This is a genomic window from Serratia grimesii NBRC 13537, from assembly GCF_001590905.1.
In the GTDB taxonomy this organism is placed as follows: domain Bacteria; phylum Pseudomonadota; class Gammaproteobacteria; order Enterobacterales; family Enterobacteriaceae; genus Serratia; species Serratia grimesii.
Genome location: NZ_BCTT01000005.1, coordinates 140272 through 158561 on the forward strand (window position 1 = coordinate 140272; position 18290 = coordinate 158561).

General features: G+C 52.1%; 15 protein-coding genes. 10 read left to right on the forward strand and 5 right to left on the reverse strand.

Translation table 11 applies throughout. The features are described 5' to 3' along the window. From cyoA to SGR01S_RS05495, 3 genes are all read right to left on the reverse strand, one after another. Complete coding sequence (gene cyoA, locus SGR01S_RS05485; RefSeq protein WP_037424327.1) at positions 1-951, reverse strand: cytochrome o ubiquinol oxidase subunit II; 951 nt, start codon at positions 949-951, stop codon at positions 1-3. 441 nt (positions 952-1392) lie between these two features. Continuing rightward, positions 1393-2871: a muropeptide MFS transporter AmpG gene (gene ampG, locus SGR01S_RS05490; protein WP_061806793.1), complete on the reverse strand. Its 1479-nt coding sequence runs from the start codon at positions 2869-2871 to the stop codon at positions 1393-1395. 53 nt (positions 2872-2924) lie between these two features. Then, positions 2925-3503: a lipoprotein gene (locus SGR01S_RS05495; RefSeq protein ID WP_037424332.1), complete on the reverse strand. Its 579-nt coding sequence runs from the start codon at positions 3501-3503 to the stop codon at positions 2925-2927. A gap of 365 nt (positions 3504-3868) precedes the next feature. Here SGR01S_RS05495 and bolA point away from each other — a divergent pair, with 365 nt between their 5' ends. From bolA to SGR01S_RS05540, 9 genes are all read left to right on the forward strand, one after another. Then, the gene (bolA, locus tag SGR01S_RS05500) at positions 3869-4183 is read left to right on the forward strand and encodes a transcriptional regulator BolA (protein ID WP_004940361.1); all 315 of its coding nucleotides are present in this window, start codon (positions 3869-3871) and stop codon (positions 4181-4183) included. Positions 4184-4549: 366 nt separating this feature from the next. After that, positions 4550-5854, forward strand: a complete 1305-nt coding sequence (gene tig, locus SGR01S_RS05505) for a trigger factor (RefSeq protein WP_044548696.1) — start codon at positions 4550-4552, stop codon at positions 5852-5854. 563 nt (positions 5855-6417) lie between these two features. Then, positions 6418-7041, forward strand: coding sequence for an ATP-dependent Clp endopeptidase proteolytic subunit ClpP (gene clpP / locus SGR01S_RS05510; RefSeq protein ID WP_020825491.1), 624 nt, complete (start codon positions 6418-6420; stop codon positions 7039-7041). A 163-nt stretch (positions 7042-7204) separates the two neighbouring features. Next, a complete protein-coding gene (clpX, locus tag SGR01S_RS05515; protein WP_061806794.1) occupies positions 7205-8476 on the forward strand; it encodes an ATP-dependent protease ATP-binding subunit ClpX in 1272 nt (423 codons plus the stop codon). Positions 8477-8670: 194 nt separating this feature from the next. Further along, positions 8671-11025: an endopeptidase La gene (gene lon / locus SGR01S_RS05520; RefSeq protein WP_037424338.1), complete on the forward strand. Its 2355-nt coding sequence runs from the start codon at positions 8671-8673 to the stop codon at positions 11023-11025. 216 nt (positions 11026-11241) lie between these two features. Then, the gene (hupB, locus tag SGR01S_RS05525) at positions 11242-11514 is read left to right on the forward strand and encodes a nucleoid-associated protein HU-beta (RefSeq protein WP_006319790.1); all 273 of its coding nucleotides are present in this window, start codon (positions 11242-11244) and stop codon (positions 11512-11514) included. 182 nt (positions 11515-11696) lie between these two features. Then, positions 11697-13583, forward strand: a complete 1887-nt coding sequence (gene ppiD / locus SGR01S_RS05530) for a peptidylprolyl isomerase (RefSeq protein WP_061806795.1) — start codon at positions 11697-11699, stop codon at positions 13581-13583. A 139-nt stretch (positions 13584-13722) separates the two neighbouring features. Continuing rightward, a complete protein-coding gene (locus SGR01S_RS05535) occupies positions 13723-14109 on the forward strand; it encodes a ComEA family DNA-binding protein (RefSeq protein ID WP_061806796.1) in 387 nt (128 codons plus the stop codon). A gap of 156 nt (positions 14110-14265) precedes the next feature. After that, positions 14266-14682 carry an acyl-CoA thioesterase gene (locus tag SGR01S_RS05540; RefSeq protein WP_061806797.1) on the forward strand — a complete coding sequence of 139 codons (417 nt, stop codon included), beginning with the start codon at positions 14266-14268 and terminating at the stop codon, positions 14680-14682. Between the two features lie 114 nt (positions 14683-14796). On the opposite strand, the gene queC is transcribed toward SGR01S_RS05540, so the two are convergent. Both queC and SGR01S_RS05550 read right to left on the reverse strand, forming a co-directional pair. Beyond that, a complete protein-coding gene (gene queC / locus SGR01S_RS05545; RefSeq protein ID WP_061806798.1) occupies positions 14797-15495 on the reverse strand; it encodes a 7-cyano-7-deazaguanine synthase QueC in 699 nt (232 codons plus the stop codon). Positions 15496-15611: 116 nt separating this feature from the next. Next, positions 15612-17339 (reverse strand): SgrR family transcriptional regulator, encoded by a 1728-nt coding sequence (locus tag SGR01S_RS05550; RefSeq protein ID WP_061806799.1) that lies wholly within the window; start codon positions 17337-17339, stop codon positions 15612-15614. 104 nt (positions 17340-17443) lie between these two features. Between SGR01S_RS05550 and cof the strand changes: the two genes are divergently transcribed. Further along, the gene (gene cof, locus SGR01S_RS05555; protein ID WP_037424351.1) at positions 17444-18268 is read left to right on the forward strand and encodes an HMP-PP phosphatase; all 825 of its coding nucleotides are present in this window, start codon (positions 17444-17446) and stop codon (positions 18266-18268) included. The last annotated feature ends 22 nt before the right edge of the window (positions 18269-18290 follow it).

Genomic DNA, 18290 nt, shown 5'->3' on the forward strand with positions numbered 1-18290 from the left:
TTATTCCTCGGCTCCGGCGTGAGCTGCATGTTCACCCATGTCCATACCCTGGCTCATGTCCATACCTTCGTGCGTGGTAGCGCCCTTGTGCATGTTCATATCGCCCATAAATTTGCCAATAGTTTCTTTGAACAAATTCGGTTTGACACTGGAGAAGTACTCAACCGGGTTATTTTCACTCGGCTCTGCCAGTTTGTTAAAGTCGCTGGTGGCGTTAAGGTTAGTCGACGATGCTTTCACCTTGGCAACCCACTGATCGAAGTCGCCTTCGGTTGGGGTGACAATGGCGGTGAATTTCATGCCGGAGAACCCGCGACCGCTGAAGCTGCTGGAAATACCGTCGTATTTGCCGGCTTCATTGCCGATCAGGTGCAGTTTAGTCTGCATCCCGGCCATCGCATAAATCTGCCCGCCTAACTGTGGGATAAAGAACGAGTTCATTACCGAGTTAGAGGTGATTTTGAATTCAACTGGAACGTCTTTCGGGAAAGCCAGCTCATTAACTGTTGCGATGCCTTGTTCCGGGTAGATAAACAGCCATTTCCAGTCGAGCGACACCACTTCGATCGTCATCGGCTTCTTGTCAGTGACAATCGGCTTGAACGGATCGAGTTCGTGGGTAGTCTTCCAGGTAATGGTGCCAAGGATGGCGATGATAATGATAGGAATGGTCCAGACGACCGCTTCGATTTTGTTGGAATGTGACCAGTTCGGACTGTATTTGGCGTCTTTGTTGGAAGCACGGTACTTCCAGGCAAAGGCGAACGCCATAAAGATAACTGGTACCACTACGATCAACATTAATGCGATTGCAGTGATAATCAGTGTCCGTTGCTCAACACCAATTGCTCCTTTGGGGTTCATCAATACCATATTGCAACCACTGAGCATTACAGTGGAAGCAATTAATGACAACATCCCAATACTTTTATTGTATTTCTTAAGTCTCATCTAACGACCTCAATTACAAAGGCTCTATTGTCGTTTCATGTGTGCGGGCATTTTACGGGAAGGTTGCAGTACTGTAAACATGCTTAAGGGAGTGTCAGCGCCTTGTTGACACTTTCTGTTAAGGGTGTCACAGATGTCACGCTGCGTGACAATTTACTAATGGCAACAACGCGTTGGCACGCTGAATCGTTCCGGGTGGAACCTATGTTAAGGAAAACTAAAGGTATGATGAGTTTGGCAGATTAAGCTGTCGTTTTTAAATACGCAGTAAAGGTTTATTTAATGTAAAATAAATGTGTATTAAAAGTGAATTTAATTTTATTTCCGAGTGCGTTACTCGGAAATAAAAAATAATTTACTCGCCAATTATGTTTTTTATCCGAAATAAACTCATCACGCTGATGCATTTTTGCCGACCGGTGTGAACACCGGTCGGTGATATCACGCCAATTTAGTACGGCGTAGTGCCAGATAGTCCAGCATACTGCCCATCGCAATGCCTACCAGACTCAACGCGGCACCAAACTGCAACAGTCGATCAGCCAGATCTGGCAAGGCACTCCAGTCAAGAGCGTTGGTGATCAGCAGAACCAACCACAGCCCCAACAAGGAGCAGCCTAGCGTCAGCATGCGCAATGCCCAACGGTAAAACTGGCGGAACTCGGTACGTGGCATAAAGTCATCGGTACGCTGGGTATATTCCAGCGTCTGACGACACAGACGCAGCAGCAACAGCCCTGGCAGGGCGGCGACGATCGAGAACAAATAGAATAGCGGCCAGCCGTGCGCTTCGACAAACCAGCCGGCAATAGGGCCCACATAAACACGCCCGACGGCGGACAGTGCAGACAAAAGGGCAAACTGGGTGGCGGAAAATGACTTGTTGCACAGTGTCATCAATAACGCGACGAAGGCTGCTGTCCCCATACCACCGCACAGGTTCTCCAGGAAGATAGCACTACCCATGGTCATAATGTTTTTATCGGTAACAGCAAGGATCCAATAACCGAGATTGGAAACTGCTTGCAGGATACCGAACAGCATCAGGGCGCGGAACAAACTGAGGCGCTGCATCAGCACGCCGCCAAACAGCGCACCGACGATGGTGGCGAACAGACCCAGTGTTTTATTCACTAAACCAACTTCCCCAGCATCGAAGCCAACGCCGCGGATCAGGAAGGTGGTGCTCAGGCTGCCGGCAAAGGCATCGCCCATTTTGTACATCACGATCAACAGTAAAATCAGCCAGGCGTTGTTACGTGCGAAGAAATCACGTAACGGGGCAACCACGGCTTGTTCCATGGTGCGTGGTGCTGGAATGCTGTCGTCCGGTTCAGGGGCCATTAAGGTGGCGGCGATACCAATCAGCATCAGTCCTGCCATCAGCCAATAGGTTGACTGCCAGCCGAAGTAGCGATCTGCCAGCCAAAGTGCTAACCCACCGGAGACCAGCATCGCCAGACGATAGCCCAGAACTGAGATAGCGGCGCCGGTGCCGCGTTCTTCGGCGTTCAGTAGATCGGTTTTATAGGCGTCAAAAACGATATCCTGCGATGCAGAACAGAAGGCGACCAGTACCGCCAACGCTGCCAGCCACCAAAGATCTTGCGCCGGTTGCATAAAGCCCATCGCGACGATTGATGCCACCAGCAGTAATTGGCTGATCAGCAACCAGCCGCGCCGCCGCCCGAGGAATGGCGGGGTATAGCGGTCCATAAAGGGTGACCACAGGAATTTGAACACATAGGCCTGTCCAACCAGAGAGAAAATACCAATGGTTTTCAGATCGATGTTTTCGACGGTCATCCAGGCTTGTAGCGTGCCGGAGGTCAGTGCCAGTGGCAGACCCGACGCAAAGCCCAGCAGCAGGAGGATGGCAGAATTACGCTGGGTGAAGATATTCAGATACTGTTTCGACATGAGTTCCCTGTCTGCACCGCCCGACGATCCGGGCGGCACAAGGCGAGCGCGGCTTAACGCGCGTTTTGCTTGATAAAGTCGTTGACGCTGGTGTCTTGTGCCATATCGGCAATAACGTCACCCAGCACGCTGTTGACTGCGTTGGTGATTTTCTCGTTGGTTGCGGTGAAGGCGCCCTGAACGTTATACGTTGAGCGGTAGTTCTTCACCTGCTTGCTGCCGTTCTTCGCCTGAGCGATGATCGAAATATCAGCCTTGGTGGTGATGTTGTAGCGGAGATTACCTTCAGAGACGTCCGCATACAGATTATTCACGACGATTTGCAGGTCAACTGCACCGTCTGCGCCAATCATGTAGCCGCGGGCGCCCATTTGTTTCTCTAACACTTCTTGCAGCAGGAAGCGCAGATCACGTGAAGGCGTCAGCGTCACAAGCTGACCGTCGCGATTCACTTTTGCCAGCGCCTGATCTTTACGCTGATCCGCACCGTTAATGCTGATGGTTAAGCCTTGCAGCGTGGGATCTTGCTGTGGCAGTACGATCTTTGGTGTCACGTTCAAGGTATTGCTGCTGGTAGCACAGCCAGCCAGCATCAGTGCGGCCAACAGTGGAAGGCAAAGTTTTTTCAACATAGTTACTGTCTCATTCTCGATGGATTTTAAGGTGCTGCAAACTGCCAAAGACAGAGCGGCGGGTTTGAGCACGCTTTCTGTAATAATCAGAGCGGGATAGCCAACAACAAATTGTCGACATCATAGCATCGCCGTCAGCCGGAGGAAGCGCAGAACGCACCGGAGTGACAAATTTTTACCTGCCGTTGATAAAAACATGCTTTTTTGGCTGCCTCAATCAGATAAACCTCAAGCGGCGGTGGATGTTGACCACTTTTTACCCGCAAGAAAGAGAAATTTACCTGAGGAATGGTCTAAAAGGGGGGAAAGCGGCTAATATTGAAATAGATGGGGCGGTCCTCTGCCGGTGTAGTAAAGGAGATCCTATGATTCGCGAGCAAATAGAAGCAAAGTTAAGGGCGGCGTTTGAGCCCGCGTATCTGGAAGTCGTTGATGAAAGTTATCGTCATAACGTTCCGGCGGGTTCAGAAAGCCATTTTAAAGTCGTATTGGTTAGCGATCGCTTCGTCGGCGAACGTTTTCTGACGCGGCATCGTTCAATTTACGGCGTGCTGTCAGAAGAATTGGCAGATGGTGTCCATGCGTTGGCATTGCACACCTATACCCTGAAAGAGTGGGAAGGTTTGCAAGATACCGTGCCGGCATCTCCTCCATGTCGTGGGGCCGGTACCTTAGCCTGATGGCTAAATTTGCGGTATCAGTGGAACTTTGACCACGAATTGGGGTATTACTACAGACGAATTTTGGAACGGCCTGCGGGCCGTTTCTGTTTTTGACGACGACACAGCCGATGCGTCATGCAGCTAAGGCCGGGTCGGTTTCGGCGGCCTTTTGACGATCAAATCGACAAAAGTGTGAGTTTTAGCGCGCCGCCGCCACCTTGCTTTCCTCGACTCGCTCCGCATGCGCCGCTATAATGTCGCGTCTTATTTTTCCGGAATGGTTTCGGGACGCTTCTGTCATCAGGAAACTCGGTTCTGTAATGTAGCCGTCCTGGTTCTTGGAACGGAGTTGACCGAGCACTGTGATTTTTTTGAGGTAACAAGATGCAAGTTTCAGTAGAAACCACTCAAGGCCTTGGGCGCCGTCTCTCTATTACTGTACCCGCTGATACAATCAAGCAGGCTATTAAAAAAGAGCTGATCAACGCGGCAAAAAGCGTTCGTATCGATGGCTTCCGTAAAGGCCATGTACCGATGAACATCGTTGAGCAGCGTTATGGCGCTTCCGTTCGTCAAGACGTGCTGGGCGAAGCGATGCAACGCAGCTTTGTTGATGCGATCATCAAAGAAAAGATCAATCCGGCTGGCGCACCAAACTATGTGCCGGGCGAGTACAAAGAAGGTGAAGACTTCACTTTCGCCGTTGAGTTCGAAGTGTATCCAGAAGTTGAGCTGAAAGGCCTGGATGGCATCGAAGTTGAGAAGCCAGTTGTTGAAGTTAACGACGCTGACGTTGACACCATGCTGGACACCCTGCGCAAGCAGCAGGCGACCTGGAAAGACAGCGATCGCGCAGCGCAAGCTGAAGACCGTGTGACTGTTGACTTCTCTGGTTCCATCGACGGTGAAGAGTTTGAAGGCGGCAAAGCCTCTGACTTCGTACTGGCTATGGGCCAGGGCCGCATGATCCCAGGCTTCGAAGAAGGTCTGGTTGGTCATAAAGCTGGTGAAGAATTCACCATCGACGTTAACTTCCCAGAAGATTACCACGCTGAAAACCTGAAGGGCAAAGCGGCTAAGTTCGCTATCGTTCTGAAGAAAGTTGAAGAGCGTGAGCTGCCAGAGCTGACTGAAGAATTCATCAAACGTTTCGGCGTGGCTGATGGTTCTATCGAAGGCCTGCGTGCTGAAGTGCGTAAAAACATGGAGCGCGAGCTGAAAGGCGCAGTGCGTAACCGCATCAAGACTCAGGCAATCGACGGTCTGGTCAGTGCTAATGAAATCGACGTTCCTGCTGCACTGATCGACGGCGAAGTTGACGTTCTGCGCCGTCAGGCTGCACAACGTTTCGGCGGCAACGAGAAGCAAGCACTGGAACTGCCACGCGAACTGTTCGAAGAGCAGGCTAAGCGTCGCGTAGTTGTCGGTCTGCTGCTGGGCGAAGTAATCAGCACCAACGATCTGAAAGCTGACGAAGATCGCGTTAAAACGCTGATCGAAGAAATGGCTTCTGCTTACGAAGATCCAAGTGAAGTTGTTGAGTTCTACAGCAAAAACAAAGAGCTGATGAACAACATGCGCAACGTTGCTCTGGAAGAACAAGCAGTTGAAGCCCTGCTGGCAAAAGCGAAAGTGACTGAGAAAGCCACTACCTTCAGCGAGCTGATGAACCAGACTCAACAGGCGTAATGTCTGTACGTCGGGGCGCACATGTTGCGCCCTTGGGACCGGCTTGCTGGATCCTGGCGTTAAAAAAGCCCGTAACCTTCGGTTGCGGGCTTTTCTTTTTGCCACGTCGCTGATTAATCTCAGGTTAAGCGTGACAATATGCACTATATTTACACTGTTGCTCTTGGAACAGTCTGGCATGATGTTTACTGCCAGTAACGTGGGTACGCAGGGTAACCGCTAAAAATACATTGCCGGGCTTGAAATTCTCTCAGTGGCCCCAATCTGTAAAAAGTATATGTATACCCTATAGCTTTCAAGTTGCAGCTAGGCGGCCAGCTCGCTCATCCCCAGGCGCTTACTCGAGTAAGTAACTGGGGATGAGCGAGTGCAGGTAACAACGCTGTGACTTGAAAGATGACGGGTATAGGCTGTTTGCCAGAGTGCGCGGGATAAGAAAAACCGTCGGGTACGTGTGGCGTGGGTCGAATGCTTGAGCATAGTCATCATGACCGTTCTCAAGTAGAATCGGTGTAATAGGGTGTAACCCTGGCCGCCAAGGCAATTTCTATTAGGAGACGGTAATGTCATACAGTGGCGAACGAGATCAATTTGCACCTAACATGGCCCTGGTGCCGATGGTGGTAGAGCAGACTTCACGCGGGGAGCGTTCTTACGACATCTATTCCCGCCTGCTGAAAGAGCGCATTATTTTCCTGACCGGCCAGGTTGAAGATCACATGGCCAACCTGATTGTGGCGCAGATGCTGTTCCTTGAAGCAGAAAGCCCGGAAAAAGACATTTACCTCTACATTAACTCTCCGGGTGGCGTGATCACTGCTGGCATGTCAATCTATGACACCATGAAGTTCATCAAGCCGGACGTCAGCACCATTTGTATGGGCCAGGCGTGCTCGATGGGCTCGTTCCTGCTAACGGCAGGTGCCAAGGGCAAACGCTTCTGCTTGCCGAATTCACGCGTGATGATTCACCAGCCGCTGGGCGGTTATCAGGGCCAGGCGACGGATATCGAAATCCATGCGCGGGAAATCCTGAAGGTGAAGGCACGTATGAATGAGCTGATGGCGGAGCATACCGGCCAGTCATTGGAGCAGATCGAACGCGATACCGAGCGCGATCGCTTTATGACCGCGGAAGAAGCGGTAGAATACGGTCTGGTTGACGGTATTCTGACGCACCGCAAGTAGCACCACGCGGCTGGCGAGGTAATATGTGCGAGCCGATAGACTATAGTAATCAGAGCGGGCGCGGCTCGCTCTGGTGAGCATTATCGGCATTCCCGGTATGAATTTGGGGCGCACGGCCGCCGTGATTTTCCTGCGGGACAAAGACTAAAGAAGAGGTTTACTGATGACAGATAAGCGCAAAGACGGTTCAGGAAAGCTGCTGTACTGCTCTTTCTGCGGCAAAAGCCAGCATGAAGTGCGTAAGCTGATTGCCGGTCCGTCAGTGTATATCTGCGATGAATGTGTTGACCTGTGTAACGACATTATTCGCGAAGAGATTAAAGAAGTTGCCCCGCATCGTGAGCGCAGTGCGCTACCGACGCCGCACGAGATCCGCCACCATCTGGATGACTACGTCATTGGTCAGGAGCAGGCGAAGAAAGTGCTGGCGGTTGCGGTGTATAACCACTACAAACGCTTGCGCAACGGCGATACCAGCAACGGTATTGAGTTGGGCAAAAGCAACATTCTGCTGATTGGCCCGACCGGTAGCGGTAAAACCTTACTGGCGGAAACCTTGGCGCGCTTCCTGGATGTGCCTTTCACCATGGCCGATGCCACCACACTGACCGAAGCCGGTTATGTGGGTGAGGACGTGGAGAATATTATCCAGAAGCTGTTGCAGAAATGTGACTACGACGTGCAGAAAGCACAGCGCGGCATTGTCTACATCGATGAAATCGATAAGATTTCTCGTAAGTCAGACAACCCGTCCATTACCCGTGACGTTTCGGGTGAAGGCGTGCAGCAGGCATTGTTGAAACTGATTGAAGGCACCATTGCTGCTGTACCGCCGCAAGGTGGTCGTAAGCATCCGCAGCAGGAATTCCTGCAAGTTGATACCTCGAAAATCCTGTTTATCTGTGGTGGCGCATTTGCCGGCCTGGATAAGGTGATCGGTCAGCGCGTCAATACCGGTTCCGGTATCGGCTTCGGCGCAACCGTGAAGGGTGAAGCAGAGAAAGCAACTGAAGGCGAATTGCTGCTGCAGGCTGAACCGGAAGATCTGATTAAGTTTGGTTTGATCCCAGAGTTCATCGGTCGTCTGCCAGTGGTCGCTACGCTGAGCGAGCTGAGCGAAGATGCACTGATTCAGATCCTGAAAGAACCGAAAAATGCTCTGACCAAACAGTATCAGGCGTTGTTCAATCTGGAAGGTGTCGAACTGGAGTTCCGTGAAGAAGCGCTGAATGCTATCGCCAAGAAAGCCATGACACGTAAAACCGGTGCACGTGGCCTGCGTTCTATCGTGGAAGGCGCGCTGCTGGATACCATGTATGACCTGCCATCTATGGAAAGCGTCGACAAAGTGGTGATCGACGAGTCGGTCATTGCCGGTCAGTCCAAGCCGTTGCTGATTTACGGCAAGCCGGAAGCACAGGCTTCAGGCGAATAATTCGCCAGTCAAACCAGAAAGTTAATACCAAAATGGGGGATTTTATCCCCCATTTCTTTTTCCTGCATTCTTGCCGTTGAATGTAAGAGATTCATCCCCATATACTCATTAACCAGATTTTATGAAACGTTTGATGCTTGCGTCTCATGAGATTCCCCTCAACCTGGCGGAAGTTAAACTTAAGAGAGAGCTCTATGAACCCTGAGCGTTCCGAACGCATTGAAATCCCCGTCTTGCCGTTGCGCGACGTGGTGGTTTATCCGCACATGGTGATCCCGTTATTTGTTGGCCGGGAAAAATCGATTCGGTGCCTCGAAGCAGCAATGGATCATGATAAGAAGATCATGCTGGTGGCACAGAAAGAGGCCTCAACGGATGAACCTGGCATTAATGATTTATTCTCTGTCGGTACCGTAGCGTCGATCCTGCAGATGCTGAAATTGCCTGATGGCACGGTAAAAGTGCTGGTAGAAGGCCTGCAGCGGGCACGTATTACTACGCTTTCAGACAGCGGTGAGCATTTTGCTGCCCAGGCAGAATATCTTGAGTCGCCGGCAATTGATGAGCGTGAGCAAGAAGTCCTGGTGCGTACTGCCATCAATCAGTTTGAAGGCTACATCAAACTGAACAAGAAGATTCCACCGGAGGTGCTGACGTCATTGAACAGCATCGACGATGCTGCACGCCTGGCGGATACCATCGCCGCGCACATGCCGCTGAAACTCAGCGACAAGCAATCCGTACTGGAGATGTTCGATATTACTGAACGTCTGGAGTACCTGATGGCGATGATGGAGTCGGAAATCGACCTGTTGCAGGTTGAAAAACGTATCCGTAACCGCGTCAAAAAACAGATGGAAAAAAGTCAGCGCGAGTACTATCTGAATGAGCAGATGAAGGCGATTCAGAAAGAGCTGGGCGAAATGGACGACGCGCCGGACGAGCATGAAGCGCTGAAGCGTAAGATTGAAGCGGCCAAAATGCCGAAAGAAGCGCGCGAAAAAACCGAAGCGGAACTGCAAAAGCTGAAAATGATGTCACCGATGTCTGCGGAAGCGACCGTTGTACGCGGCTACATCGATTGGATGTTGCAGGTACCGTGGAATGCACGCAGCAAGGTGAAGAAAGACCTGGTCAAGGCCCAGGAAGTGCTCGATATCGATCACTACGGCCTGGAGCGCGTCAAGGATCGTATCCTTGAGTATCTCGCCGTGCAGAGCCGCGTTAGCAAAATCAAAGGGCCGATCTTGTGTCTGGTAGGGCCTCCAGGTGTGGGTAAAACCTCGCTGGGCCAGTCGATCGCTAAGGCGACCGGCCGTCAATACGTGCGTATGGCGCTGGGTGGCGTGCGTGATGAAGCGGAAATCCGCGGGCATCGACGTACCTATATCGGTTCAATGCCGGGCAAACTGATCCAGAAAATGGCCAAGGTTGGGGTGAAGAACCCACTGTTCCTGTTGGATGAGATCGACAAAATGTCTTCGGACATGCGTGGCGATCCTGCTTCTGCACTGCTTGAAGTGCTGGATCCGGAACAGAACGTGGCGTTTAACGATCACTACCTGGAAGTCGATTACGATCTGTCCGACGTAATGTTTGTTGCCACCTCGAACTCGATGAACATTCCTGCGCCGTTGCTGGACCGTATGGAAGTGATCCGCCTGTCAGGCTATACCGAGGATGAGAAGCTTAATATCGCCAAGCAGCACTTGCTGCCGAAGCAGCTTGAGCGCAATGCCCTGAAGAAAGGTGAACTGACGGTAGACGACAGCGCGATTGTCGGTATTATCCGTTTCTACACCCGTGAAGCTGGGGTGCGTAGCCTGGAGCGTGAAATCTCCAAGCTGTGTCGTAAAGCGGTGAAAACGCTGCTTATGGACAAGAAGGTCAAGCATATTGAGATCAACGGCGACAACCTGAAGGATTATCTGGGTGTACAGCGTGTCGATTACGGCCGTGCAGATACCGAAAACCGTGTGGGCGAAGTTACTGGTCTGGCGTGGACGGAAGTGGGTGGCGATTTGCTGACCATTGAAACCGCCTGTGTACCGGGCAAGGGCAAGCTGACCTACACCGGTTCTCTGGGTGAAGTGATGCAGGAATCGATTCAGGCAGCACTGACCGTCGTGCGTGCTCGCGCGGACAAATTGGGTATTAACCCTGATTTTTACGAGAAGCGTGACATCCACGTGCACGTACCGGAAGGCGCCACACCGAAAGATGGTCCAAGTGCTGGTATTGCGATGTGTACAGCGTTGGTTTCCTGTCTGACAGGCAACCCGGTTCGCGCCGATGTGGCAATGACTGGTGAGATCACGTTGCGTGGTCAGGTATTACCTATTGGTGGCCTGAAAGAAAAACTGCTGGCAGCGCATCGCGGCGGTATCAAAACCGTGCTGATTCCATTTGAGAACAAGCGCGATCTGGAAGAGATTCCAGACAACGTTATCGCCGATCTGGAGATTCATCCGGTGCAACGAATCGATGAAGTTTTGAACCTTGCGTTGCAAAACCCGGCCTTCGGCGCACTGCCGGTAGCGGCAAAATAGTGACGAATCGCAAAAACCATTGATAAAACTTATGCTGGCAAGTCATTTCGGACTTGCCAGTCTTTTTTTGTACCGCTAAGTTAGAAAGCTATCGACCCGCGTTTTGTCACGCTTTCGGTGGCTTGCCAAGGTTCGATGGGATTGATATAACAGCTGCGCTGTCGCAACCGTAGGGATTTTTCGGTGCGACGATTGAATTCTAGAGGGGATGATAGAGTGAATAAGTCACAACTGATCGACAAAATTGCCGCAGGTGCTGATATTTCCAAAGCGGCAGCTGGACGTGCTTTAGATGCAGTCATTGCATCTGTTACCGAATCCTTGAAGGAAGGGGATGACGTGGCTCTGGTTGGTTTCGGTTCTTTTACAGTGCGTGAGCGTTCAGCCCGTACTGGCCGTAATCCACAAACCGGTAAAGAGATCAAAATCGCGGCAGCCAAAGTTCCGGCCTTCCGTGCAGGGAAAGCGCTGAAAGACGCAGTAAACTGATTGTTTGCGTCTAACCGTTTAGCGTTACAGGGTTTTGTAATAAACAATCACCTGACGCAACGGTGCTGGTAAGGTAAGATATAAGGCGCATCAGATTGATGCGCTTTTTTTATTTTTGTCGCAGGGAACGCGCCTGCGCAAGGGTGTTTTTAATCCACATCACAGCGGAGTGTTGTCACACTATGATGGACAATTTACGCGCGGCAGCTAATAACGTCGTGCTCAAAATCATCCTGGCCCTGATCATCTTGTCATTTATTTTGACCGGGGTGGGTAACTACCTGATCGGCGGTTCCGGCGATTATGCAGCGAAAGTAAATGGTCAGGTGATCGAGCGCGCTCAGCTGGAACAGGCTTTCCAAAGCGAACGCAGCCGTATGCAGCAACAGCTGGGTGACCAGTTCTCCGCACTGGCGGGCAATGAAGGCTACATGCAGCAGATGCGCCATCAGGCGCTGTCACAGTTGATCGACAACATGCTGCTGGATCAATACGCCAAGAAATTAGGCCTGAGCGTCAGCGACGATCAGGTGAAGGACGCCATCCGCAAGGCGCCTTATTTCCAGACTAACGGCCAGTTCGATAACGCGAAATATCTCGATCTGATTAGCCGCATGGGTTACACCGCCGATAACTTTGCGCAATCAATGCGTCAGCAATTGGTGAACCAGCAAGTGATCCAAGCCTTCGGTGGTTCTGGTTTCATCTTGCCATCTGAAGCTCAGGACATGACAGCGCTGGTGTTACAGCAGCGTGATGTGCGTTTGGCAACGCTGGATCTGAAAGCCTTGCAGGCCAAGCAGACCGTGACTGATGATGAGCTGAAAGAGTTCTACAACCAGAACAAGAACAGCTTTATTGCGCCGGAGCAGGTCAAAGTAAGCTATATCCCGATGGATGCTGCCTCTATGCAGGACAAGGTGACGGTGACCGACGCGGATATCAGCGCTTATTACGACCAGCACAAAAGCAGCTATGGCCAACCTGAACGCAAGAATTACAGCGTTATCCAGCTGAAAACTGAGGCAGAAGCCAACGCTGTATTGGATGAGCTGAAAAAAGGCGGCGATTTTGCCACTCTGGCGAAAGAAAAATCTACCGACATCATTTCACGCCGTACTGGCGGTGAATTGGGTTGGCTGGAGCCGGAAACCACAGCAGACGAACTGAAACAAGCCAACCTGACCGAAAAAGGCCAGCTGTCTGGCGTGGTGAAATCCTCTGTAGGTTATCTGATCGTGCGTCTGAACGATATTGAACCTGAGAAAGTGAAGCCGTTGAGCGAAGTGCATGATGCCATCGCCAAACAGGTTAAGCAGGAAAAAGCCGTAGATGCGTATTACGCATTGCAGCAGAAGGTAAGCGAAGCCGCTACCAGCGATAACGAGTCCCTGGCATCAGCAGAAGAGGCCGCGGGCGTGAAAGCGGCGCACACTGACTGGTTTACTCGCGATGACATCCCGGCGGCACTGAACTTCAAACCTGTGATTCAGTCGATTTTTGACGGTTCACTGATTGGTGAAGGGGGTTCTCCCGGGAGCAACTCTGATGTGATTACCGTTGATGGTGACCGCGCCTTCGTGATCCGTGTTTCTGGCCACAAGCCAGAAGGCATTGAGCCGTTCGACCAAGTCAAAGATCGCGTAGCTGAATTGGTTAAACGCAATAAAGCGGAACAGGAAGCGAAACTGCAGGGCGAGAAACTGCTGGTTGAGCTGAAACAAGGCAAAGGCGACGATGCGATGAAAGCTGCAGGCCTGAGCTTTGGTAGCGTGCAGAAGATGGCACGTGCGCCGGAAGACAGCCAACTGGTGCAGAGCGTGTTTGCGTTGCCGCATCCGCAGGAAGGTAAGCCCGTTTACGGTATGTCGCAGGACAATCAAGGTAACGTAGTGCTGGTTGCACTTGATGCCGTGAATCCTGGCACCTTGCCAGCGGAAGAAATGAAAACCTTCGTCAGCAAAATGGAAGAAGGCGCTACCGGCGTGTCCTTCGACTCTCTGCTGGCCAGCTTGCGTAAAGAAGCCAAAATCACCATGGGCGCCGCTGAGCAGCAGCAACCTCAGTAAAACACCGCAGTTTTCTGCAACGCAATGTAATCCTAAAAGGCCGCTTTCGCGGCCTTTTCCATATCTGAAATCCGTTAATTGCTGAAGATCGTCCGCTGCGGCAAGGTGAGCTTGCTGTTAAACACAAGGAGGATACAGCATGCAACTTACAGAAATAAAAGCGGTTAATGGCCGTGGAGTGAGCTTCAAAGCGTTGTTGGTGGCCGCACTGATCTGCCTTGCAGGACCGTCACTGGCGGCGGAAGAGAAAATGGCGACCGGGCAGGTGCTATCAACACCGTCGGCTAAGGCAGGGCAAGGCGCAGAGGCTGGCGTGGCTACCAATAATGAGGTGTCAGTCAGCATTAATCAGGGGGATGCTGAGCAACTGGCCAGCGCGCTGAAGGGCGTGGGGTTAAAGAAAGCGGAGAGCATTGTGCGGTATCGCGAGCAGAATGGCTCCTTTACACAGATTGAACAACTCCAGGAAGTGCCGGGCATTGGGCCGGCCTTATTTGAAATGAATCGTGCACGGCTCAAAATGTGATGTTACTCACAGCTGAGTGGCAAAGTGCCCATGCAGCTCTTTTTCCTCTGCTACATTTTACAGGTCTTACCAGTTTGGCGGGTTGACCAAACGCGTAAAGGAGCCGCCAGCGGCTCCTTCTTTACTGTAATCACCAGGCAGGAGCAGCCGTACACTATGCACCAGACCTTTATCAAAGTCCGTGGTTATCATCTTGATTTTTATCAACATGTTAATAACGCCCGCTATCTGGAGTTTTTGGAAGAGGCGCGCTGGGATTGGCTGGAAAATCAGGAGGGTTTCCGCTGGATGACGGAAAATAACATCGCCTTCATCGTGGTGAACATTAATATAAACTACCGCACACCCGCGTTGTTAGGGGACAAACTGCGTATCGACAGCCAGATGGTGCAGCTTAACGGCAAAAGCGGTGTGCTGAGCCAAAAGGTGATACAAGATGCTGCAGGCACGCCAGTGGCAGATGCCATGCTGACCTTCGTTTGTGTGGATCTGAAAACTCAGCGGGCACTACCTATTGAGGGGCAACTGCGCGAACATTTGCAGGCACTCACGCCGCCGGAAGAGGGTCAGTAAACTAACGGGCGGCAATTCTGCCGCCGTTCTACCTGTCATATTTCAAGCTGCATCCGTGTTGGCTGTGTTTACTGACCGTCTCGACGCAACTCAAATTATTCAGGCTATCTTCACTCAGACCAGACCGGTCTTCTGCTTCAGGCTTGCCATGACTTCGGCTTTGTTGATTTGGTACTGCTGTAGGCCGTTAGCACGTAGATGGCAGGCGGCACATTCACCACAACCGTTGCCCTTGATGCCGTTGTAGCAGGTCAGTGTTTCTTGCTGCACCAATGCTAACTGATGATAGTAATCCGCCAGCGCCCAGGTTTCTGCTTTGTTCAACCACATCAGCGGTGTTTCAAAACGGATATCACGGGCGATACCCAACACTATCGCGTGATTCAATGCTTTGACAAATTCGTCTCGGCAGTCCGGGTAGCCGGAGAAATCGGTTTCGCACACGCCGGTGATCACGGCTTCTGCTTCAACCTGATAGGCATAGATCGCCGCTAGCGTCAGGAACAAAATGTTGCGGCCTGGCACAAAGGTACTTGGCAGCGCATTTTTTTCATCTGGGTTGTAGGCGGGGACCGGAATATTGTCACGGGTCAAGCTGCTGATCGCCAGTTCGTTGAGAAGACCTACATCCAGCAGCTTGTGCGCTTTGGCCCCCAGAGCCACCGACAGCTCCTGAGCCACCTCAATCTCAGCGCGATGGCGCTGGCCGTAATCGAAGGTAACGCAGTGAACTTCGTCATACTGCTGTAATGCCTGGATCAAGCAGGTCGTGGAATCTTGTCCACCGCTGAAAACGACAACCGCGCGCTTCATAAAATCACCTTATTGGATTTGGCCTTTCCCGACACACAATCGGGCGGCAGGATAAAAATGCGTTGCGGCAGCAATGGTAGCAGAAATAGCTGAATACCGCAGGGGCACACCTGTGTTCAGTCTGCTGAGAGCAGTTCTGTATTTTTTACCGGCGGCGGCAACCAGGCTTGGCAGAAGTCGAACCAACCGTAGGCAGTCAGGGTAACGCCATGGATGCGTGGTGGCGCGCTGATTTGATACTGGTAATGAAACAGGGGAGTGATGATCGCTGCTGTCATCAATTGCCGATAATAATCTTTTAACTGCTCATGACGCTGTTGCTGTGCTGGAAGTTGTTGGATCTTTTGTAGCGTCTGTTGCTGATGCTGCCAGCGAGAATCAGGCAGAATACCGCGCCACAGCGTATCTTGCCGTAGCCAGCTTTCTAATGTTGCCTCTGGCGACTCCCCAATTAGATTGTCCGCAAGTAGCAGGTCGGCCTGCCCGATTTGCTCGGCGCTTTGCCAGCGTTTGCCCGCGTAGTAGCGCACATCCAGTTCACAATCGTGTTGTGCCAACAGTTGCTGTAATGCAACGGTGACCGTTTCCAGCTCCACTGGGGGCCGGTACAACAATCTCAGCTTGGCTGGCAGGGCAATATGATCATCGACGTGATGTTGTGGGATCGCCCAACCGGGTAGCATTTCGTGGCTGGGGGTGATGACACTGTTTGGAACCGGCAGATTGGCCAGCAAACCGGATTGCTGGATCAACATCAGCAGCTTTTTCCCTTGTGCCTCACTGAGCACGCCGTGTTTTAAATTCACCGCCAGATAGCACCAACCCAGGCTCATACTGCGTTGTACCGGTCGGGCCAGTGCCAGGTCTTCCTGTTGGCCAATGGTAATGCGCACAGGGTGTTGGCAACTGGTATAAGCATCGCCGGTTTGCAGTTCCGGCGTGATCCAATACTCAATACTCTCCAGATAGGGATGCTGCAAATGGTAAAACGCGTGTTGTTCCAAACGCACCAAATGTGGTTCGTTGAGCGTCAGTTTAAACGGGCCTGCACCAATGCTTGGCGTATCCGGATGCGTGAGCAGACAAGGCAACTCTGCCAGTCGGTGCGCCAGCCAGTAATCTGGATGCTGTAAATCAAACTGCAAGCACAGTGCATGCGGCAGACTGAGGGTGACAACGTTGGCCAGGCTGGGTTGGCTACGCGGATGTTTCAGCAGCTTTTCCAGCGTTTGCAGCAGTTGTTGCCCAGTCAAGGGGTCGCCGTTGTGCCAGCGCAATTGGCTGCGCAGAAAGAACTGCCAACGCAAACCGTCATGGCTGATTTGCCAGTGATGCGCCAGATCCGGTTGTGGCTCGGTATTACCGGTAATAAAGCGCGTCAGGCCGGCATGCAGAGTGGCGACCAAATGCTGTTCTGCACGGCCGGTGAGTGTTAGGGGATCCAGCGATTCCAGCGTCCGGTAGTAAGGGATACGCAGCGTTGGGCTGCCTGCCTGCCATTGGCCACCGAGATGTGGGTTGAGTAGTTTCTGTAAATGTTGTGGATCCAACTGCGCCATTTCCAATGCGCCCTGATGATCGCCATCATGTAACAGCCGTTGCAGGTGGGCGGCGCGGAGCTCATCGGGTGTTTTCAAACAATGCAGTCGTGCACGTTTGCCACGTCCGGGCTGCGACTGCCAGCTCAGCCAACCTTGATCCTGCAATTGCTGCACCAGGGTGCGGGCATGACGCTCACTGCAATAGAACATGGCGGCCAGCTCGCTGATGGTGATAGCGACTGGTGTACCACCCAGTTGCTGGTACAGGCGTTGGTATTGGCTGAGGCGGTGGGTCAGGCGCATGATGGGAAATCCGGAACAGTTTTCCAGAATTGTTCACTATTACTTCCGTAAATACCATCCCATACTGCAGGGACTGTAATCGCGTTCACATTCACGAGGTCTTTATGTATCGCCTGGCGGCTTTTGATATGGATGGCACTTTGTTGACACCGGATCACCGGGTTGGGCCGGAAACTCTGGCGGTGCTAAAGCAGCTTGTTGAGCGGGAAATGGTCGTCACCTTCGCGACCGGGCGTCACTATCTGGATGCGCAGCCGATCATGGCGCAACTGGGCCTGCAAGGCTACCTGATTACCGGCAACGGTACGCGAGTCTATGACAATCAAGGGCAGCAGTTGCATGCCACCGATTTGCCTGCCGATATTGCCGAGGAGGTATTGCATACCCATTGGCGCACCGACGCCAGCATGCACGTATTCCGTGACGAAGGCTGGATGACGGAGTTCGCGGTGCCGGAGGATATGTTACAGGCACACCATTTGAGTGGCTTCCACTACCAACTTACCGAAGTGCGGCGCTTGCCGGCGTTTGGCAACAGCAAGGTTTGTTTTGTTGGACCGCACGAAGAACTGCTGAAGCTTCAGGTGCAGTTGCGACAGCATTTTGCGGCCCGTATCGACCTCTGCTTCTCCGCCTATGAATGTCTGGAGGTCTTGCCGTTAGGCTGCAATAAGGGCTCAGCGCTGGACACGTTAAGCCGTCATTTGGGGCTGAAAATGGCTGACTGCATGGCGTTTGGTGATGCGATGAACGACAAGGAGATGCTGGCGGCGGTAGGACACGGTGTGGTGATGGGGAATGCCCTGCCACAGTTAAAGTCATTATTGCCACAGCTACAGGTTATCGGGCATTGCGAACAGCAGGCAGTGGCTCACTATTTACAACATTGGCTGCGTTCACCTTACCTCACCTATTCCCCCGAATTATGAGGTTTTCCTTACAGCCAGCCGG